Source organism: Cupriavidus phytohabitans (genome assembly GCF_017815025.1).
Classification (GTDB): domain Bacteria; phylum Pseudomonadota; class Gammaproteobacteria; order Burkholderiales; family Burkholderiaceae; genus Cupriavidus.
The window spans coordinates 1-6,051 of record NZ_JAGIQB010000118.1 but is presented as its reverse complement, the minus strand read 5'-3'; the positions used below and the strand labels follow the sequence as shown (position 1 = coordinate 6,051).

The window sequence follows — 6,051 nt, the reverse complement described above, 5'->3', positions numbered from 1 at the left end:
TCTGCTTCCGCAAAACTAATCTGTCGCTTCATCACCGGACTGAACCATGGACATGACTATGACAACGCACTCACCCATCCGCGATGACTCGCGCACTGATTTATTCAGCATTTCCCTAGCAGGTTGCGAGCCAGTTTTCACATCGGCTCTACGGGGTGCCTTTAGCACTCACGCGAAGACAGTCGTGCCGACAAGGCGTATGACACGTATGATTTCGTAAATGATTGCCGGCGCGTAATATAACCTGCATGTCGCACACAACGACGCCGCTAGGACGGAGCGCGATCGATGAGCGTATATCGCACGGCTGGATGAGTAAGGTCATCCGCATTTCAGCTGGGGCAAGGTGGTCGGTCGGATCCGGGAGACGGTGTATCACGGCATCAAGAGGTCAGCGTGCACTTCAAACTGATAATGGTCGCGAGCAACCTCACGCACATGGCGCGAATAATGGATGCGGTGCCATACCGGAGCGGTGAAATGAGTCGCCGATGCGCGCGGTCGGGAGGCCTGGCATCCACGCGCAGGCGCGTTGCACTGATCGGCGCGTCCGGATTTCTGTTGGAAATTCACACGCGAAACATTCCTGATCATCGCTTGGGTCCCTTATGACGAGGTGCTTTTCAACAACTTGCTGGAGGCTTGGGGGGGCCGTCGCCAAGCCTGAAACTAAGGTTATCCGATAAAGCAAGCAGGAGGTCACGATGCTCGAACCCACAGATGCACTACGTCAGCACCGAACCGAGGTAATTTCGGCAATACTGCACGCGCTGGGTGACAATGAACTCGATGAGGCACAGGCTCAGATCGAAAATCTTATTGAACTGACAAAACTGCCATCTGATCACCCGGACATTCTGGTGTTTCGGGTTCTAGTTTATATCCAACGTGGGGAAGCGTTAAACGCTTTGCATTACCTCAACGGACTGGACCAGCAACATTGCCCTGATCTACGGACACTGTGCCTGTATTTTCTGGAGGATCCACTCTGGGAAGGTCTCGCTACTGAGTTGGCAGAAAGTGATCCTCGCCCCCATATCCGCACGTCGATGGGGTTACTGATCAACAGACGACCGGGGCTCCCTGTATCAGGTGTTACCTCATGACGCTACGCTTGACGGATCGGGTCGATCTCGATCTCTATTACGATATTGAGAGCGCCCGGTTTGACGAGTCAGTGCGACGCATCGTCACCAGGGAGGCGTTTAAATCGGTGTATGCCGATTGCCATTCGATTGGGATCGAGTGCAACGGTCTTGACATTGGAGGCGTGATCTACGATGGAGAGTCTGCACACATAGCTATTCTCCCCTCGCATCACGGACGTTGGGCAGCTTTGCTTAATCCCATATTGGTTTGGTTGTTCAGCTTCCGGCGGGAAATATTCATTCACCTTGAGCCGTGGAACAGCAAGGGCTTGGCATTTGTGGAGCGTTGCGGCTGGCAGCGTGTTGGGACTATGGAAGACACTATGGTTTATCGCATGACGCCAGACAGCGGGAGTCGAGCCGCGCGTGTTGACTTGAACGGGCTGTCACATTGCCGGCCGTCGCGAAAGCTCGGGTGATGAGCAATGCTAAACCGCTTTATCAGGGCCATCGCTTTCCGGCTGCCGTATCGGCTGTGTGTGTCAATCACGACATTGGTTTTCACGTTGTTGCATCGCGCAGGAATTTCCTCAGGGATGGTGTACTCATGCAACTGGGGTACGCATGAACAACGCTGTTTTCAGCAGAAAAGGCGCAAGAAACAAGCTGAGCATGCTTCCCCTTTGCCCCCTCGGCCTTCCATTGTTGCCTGGGCGAGCGTAGCAGTACCTGTCACTTTCGCCCCAGCCGCCGTCTCTATCCCTCGTATAATGATAAAGTTCTCTCGCCATGAATGATCGTACGGAAGTCTGCCCGCTTTCACGTCCGACAATGTTCCAGCCGGTATCCATCCCATAGAAAATGCGTTCGCTTTTTTCGGTGATTGGAAAAGTTATCGGTGAATTGCATCGCAGACATCGCAGCAGTGAGTTCCTGCAGTTTCTACGCACGATTGAAGCCAGCGTGCCACCTAAGCTCGATGTGCATCTCGTCATGGACAACTACGGCACGCACAAGACGCCGTCGATCAAGGCTTGGTTCGCTCGCCATCCGCGCTTCCATGTTCATTTCACGCCGACCTCCGCCTCATGGATCAATCAAGTGGAACGCTGGTTTGCCGCCATCACGGAACAAGCACGCATCGATCAACCCGACAACTTGAGCAAGCCATCCAGCAATACCTCGACCTGAACAATACCATCCCCCCCGCCTTTCGTTTGGACAAAGTCCGCCGATGACGTCCTCGCCAGCATCAGGCAACTTTGTCTGCGAATTTCTGACGCAGGACACTAGGCCTGTCCAATCAACGTTTCAACTACTGGGCCAATTGCAGATTGGTCAACTCGTCGCATGTCGCTGGGGGGATGAAACTGGAGCGCACTCTCTCTCGATCGAAGACTAAGGTGGATGATGTTCAAAACCCCAAATGGTTGGTATTCACGTGGGTGTCCGTGTTTCGACGATCATCCAACCGCTTTCAGCCAGTCCACGCGATGCGTCTGTTATGCTCAAACGGCAGCGACCAATCGTCAGGCGTACGCCATCCAGTCGGCCCACGCCTGTCTTCCGGATAGCGAGATGATCTCCTGCCGTGCGCGGGCGCTGGGGCGCGTCGCGTTGTCAGCTCTGATCGCGATGATGCGTGCCTGTTGCCGCCGCTTCTACCCAACTTGCCCGAGTCGCTGCAGGTTCCGTCTGGCGAGGTGCAGGAAGACGTGCTGACAACAACCGGGGACGTCCTGTACCAGTGTGACCGCAGCGCCGACGGAGTTGCTTGGGTTGTACAGCGTTGAATCGACGCTATCAACCCAGCGAGCTAAAGCTTCGGCACCGCCTTACCGGGCGCGGCTACTTCACTGACTATGGCGACATCTACGTCGTGACCCGACAGTAAGCCCTCTGTGTGCGACGGAAGGCTCGACGCTATCAACAGGTTAGCTGGCCGCTGCTAAGAGTTTACCTTTACGCGATGAACGCGATCCTTGGAGATCGAGAAAACTCACCTCTCAGATGCGCTGGATCGATGAATACATGGCACCAAAGTTTTAACGAGCGCTACGAACAAGGGATGGTGTTCAAGACAACGTTGGCAATGGCGAACTGTGATGCTGAGCGTGGTCGGTTGCATTCAGTGAGCTATTTCGCTCGGATTCGACGCCAAATTCGGCATGAACTGGAACGTTGTCGGCCATGTGTCGGGCCCTCGACCCGAACCCAGGCGCAATTAGCCCCTGGCATGCGACTGCAGTTGCTGCGTGTTCTTCATCAGCCCGCGATAACGCACCTTCATGTGGCCAAACTGGTTGAGGACTCGAAACGGATGTTCTGCCTTGGCGCGAATGCGCGCCTTGACCCATTCGAGTTCATCCTGCAACTTGCCAAGGGCACCGGCTTTGTTCAGCAAGCGACGCTTGCCTGGACGCATCGCGACATGCCAGTCCACCACGATCCCTTGGGTTTCATCGCCCTTGTCGACGCCTTGGTAACCTGCGTCGCCAAACACGTCGGCCTCCTCGCCATGCAGCAGGGCATGCGCTTGCGTGACATCGTTGACGTTGGCCGCCGTACCCACGACGGCATGGACCAAGCCCGAGTCGGCATCGACGCCAACGTGCGCCTTCATTTCAAAGTGCCAGGTGTTTCCCTTCTTGCTCTGGTGCATTTCGGGGTCGCGCTCGCCGTCCTTGTTCTTGGTCGAACTCGGCGCGGCAATCAGGGTGGCATCAACTGCCGTGCCCTCCTTGAGCAGGTAACCCTTTGCGCTAACCTGCGCGTTCACCGTCTTCAAAAATTGCTCGGCCAATCTGTGTTGTTCCGCCAGGTGCCGAAACCTCGGGATGCTCACAGGGGCCGGCAACCGGCTCATGCCGCCCAGCCCCGTGAACTCGCGGTACAGCGGCACGTCGTACAGCGCCCCTTCCATCGCTACGTCGCTCAAGCCGAACGACCGCTGCAAACAGTGAATGCGTGGCATCGCTTCGATGGGAAATGGCTTGCGATCAGGCGCTTTCGTCGGCGCATGCAGCGTAATCAGCGCCACGAATCCACTTCTACGGCACCACGCGCTCCATCTCGTCGAGAAATACCCGCTTACGCGTACGCCGGCACGTCAGGTTCAGATCGGTCTGTTTCATGCGTTCATTGCCCCCCAACCGCTCCGCTGAACATGCGGACATTTGCCAATTTTGAACACCATCCCTAGCGCTTATCGCAGCCCGCAATTTGTTCAAGATATTTCGCGCACATTCCCTGGCAAGTGGGCGCTTCCTTGTGGCGCACCATACCTTCGCTCCTCGGTTCGGCGATTTGCTAAAGGCACTCCGAATAATCGCGAATGCGAGAGGCTGCGTATCAGAATTGGCCGCCAATTTTCCGATATTCTCAAAAATCTGCTGTTTGCAACACGCGTATTGCGTCTTGAGGGAGTTTGCCGAAATGTTTCTAACATTCTACTTTCCACTGGCGGCATCGCTATCAGTTCCAAACGTACCAGAGAGCTTCCTCAATAAGATCTGCGACGGTAATCTCAATGCTGCCGCAGCACAAGCAAGCAGTTGGCTGGACATCTCGAAAACCGTCGAGTTGATCGGACTGCGTCGACTGTATGCCGATATTCAGATGACAATCGGCGTCTGCGACGAGGCAGAAGAACACTATCGCAGTGCACAAAAGGCAATGCGTTCAGGGCGCCATGCGCTCCGCACGGCGTCGTGCCGTAACGCCGCCTGGCAGGCACTGTTTCGCCATCGACTCGCGATGGCGCTGACATGCTTCGCGCGGCTTGTCGATGATCCGCAAGTTGAGCCGGCGCAGCGAGTGGAGACGCAGCTCGGCATTGTGGGCGCGTTGCACCAACTCGGCCAATCGCGATACTCGAGCGACGCGCTTGATGAGCTGGCGATCGCGATTTCGGACCCATCGCTTTGCCATTGGCACGAAATTGTCGTGACATTGCGCTATGATATTGCCGTCCAGCGCGAGCTTCGTAACGCGACGATCCTATGCGATCATGCGTATTGGCGGTCGGGTCTCGGCGATCATGCAATGTACAGTGGAGTTGCAACTGACGGAATCGATTCGATGCCATCGGCAAGCGACGAGGCCGATCGCCACGAAGCAGAGGCGCTGAACGTCTCCGGAACGCTATTGCGTCATCGGGTCAAGTATTTGTGGCATTTGCGCGCGCTGGCACGTGGTGAGGCTGCAGCCATCGGCGGCATCACGGCTCATCTGAACTGGGCCCAGCGGAGCGGTTTCGGCGCTTATCTGCAAAGCACACGCATCGAAGCTGTGCTGGCCGCGATCACTGCCAAAAAGCCACAATTGGCCGAGATTCTGCTAGAACCCTTGCATCGGATGGGCCTTTTGGCATCGACTTGCCATCGGCAGATTGAATACCTATACGCGTTCGCGAAGACTCATCAAGAGCTAGGGCGTAGCCGCGAAGCCATGCTCTATTTCAGCCGTTATGCGTTAGTCTTCGCTCGTTCCCTACGCGACGATTCGAAGGCACTTGTGTCATACGCCTGTAAGCGGGCGGAGCAAGCGCCACAACTAGATGATGTAGCGGTACGCTTGCCAGCCCGTTACCGCCGTGCGTATCGATATTTACTGCAAAATCTCGACAAACGCGATCTGTCGGTGCGCGAGTTGGCTGCGGAGGTCGATGTGACCGAGCGCGCGTTACAAAGCGCGTTCAAGCAAGCGCTCGGCCTTTCGCCTACCGAGCTAATCCGGCAACTGCGGATGGAGCGTATCCGGACGGAGTAAGGTTCCCTCGGTTTTTCGCCTTCCAGAGGCCTCGGGTTATGCGGGGCGTTCTAAAATCTGAAGTGCAACACCTTGCCATTTGGTAATGGTGTGGTGGATGACGAAGAAGAAGTACCGGCAACAGCAACCCGAAGAGCGCATGCGCATCGAGATTTGGAAGGCGGAGCAAATCGGCGTGAGGGACATGGCCTTC

The 6,051-nt window shown here is 56.0% G+C and carries 4 protein-coding genes and 2 pseudogenes; 5 read left to right on the top strand and 1 reads right to left on the bottom strand.

Translation table 11 applies throughout. The features are described from left to right. Positions 1–166: 166 nt before the first annotated feature. The 4 genes and pseudogenes from J8I34_RS32985 to J8I34_RS32970 form a co-directional block, all read left to right on the top strand. Positions 167–484, top strand: a pseudogene (locus J8I34_RS32985) (IS5/IS1182 family transposase); the annotation flags it as partial. 220 nt (positions 485–704) lie between these two features. Beyond that, a complete protein-coding gene (locus J8I34_RS32980; RefSeq protein ID WP_209778223.1) occupies positions 705–1,106 on the top strand; it encodes an HrpB1 family type III secretion system apparatus protein in 402 nt (133 codons plus the stop codon). Continuing rightward, positions 1,103–1,567 (top strand): hypothetical protein, encoded by a 465-nt coding sequence (locus J8I34_RS32975; RefSeq protein WP_051320753.1) that lies wholly within the window; start codon positions 1,103–1,105, stop codon positions 1,565–1,567. Before J8I34_RS32980 ends, J8I34_RS32975 begins: the two co-directional genes overlap by 4 nt. A gap of 406 nt (positions 1,568–1,973) precedes the next feature. Beyond that, a pseudogene (locus J8I34_RS32970) lies at positions 1,974–2,381 on the top strand (transposase); the annotation flags it as partial. Positions 2,382–3,312: 931 nt separating this feature from the next. Here the strand turns inward: J8I34_RS32970 and J8I34_RS32965 are convergent. Further along, a protein-coding gene (locus tag J8I34_RS32965) for an IS5 family transposase (protein WP_245176321.1) occupies positions 3,313–4,222 on the bottom strand; the annotation gives its coding sequence in 2 pieces (ribosomal slippage) (positions 3,313–4,140 and positions 4,142–4,222; 909 coding nt in all). Positions 4,223–4,523: 301 nt separating this feature from the next. Between J8I34_RS32965 and J8I34_RS32960 the strand changes: the two genes are divergently transcribed. Further along, positions 4,524–5,858: a helix-turn-helix domain-containing protein gene (locus J8I34_RS32960; RefSeq protein WP_245176320.1), complete on the top strand. Its 1,335-nt coding sequence runs from the start codon at positions 4,524–4,526 to the stop codon at positions 5,856–5,858. Positions 5,859–6,051 lie beyond the last annotated feature (193 nt).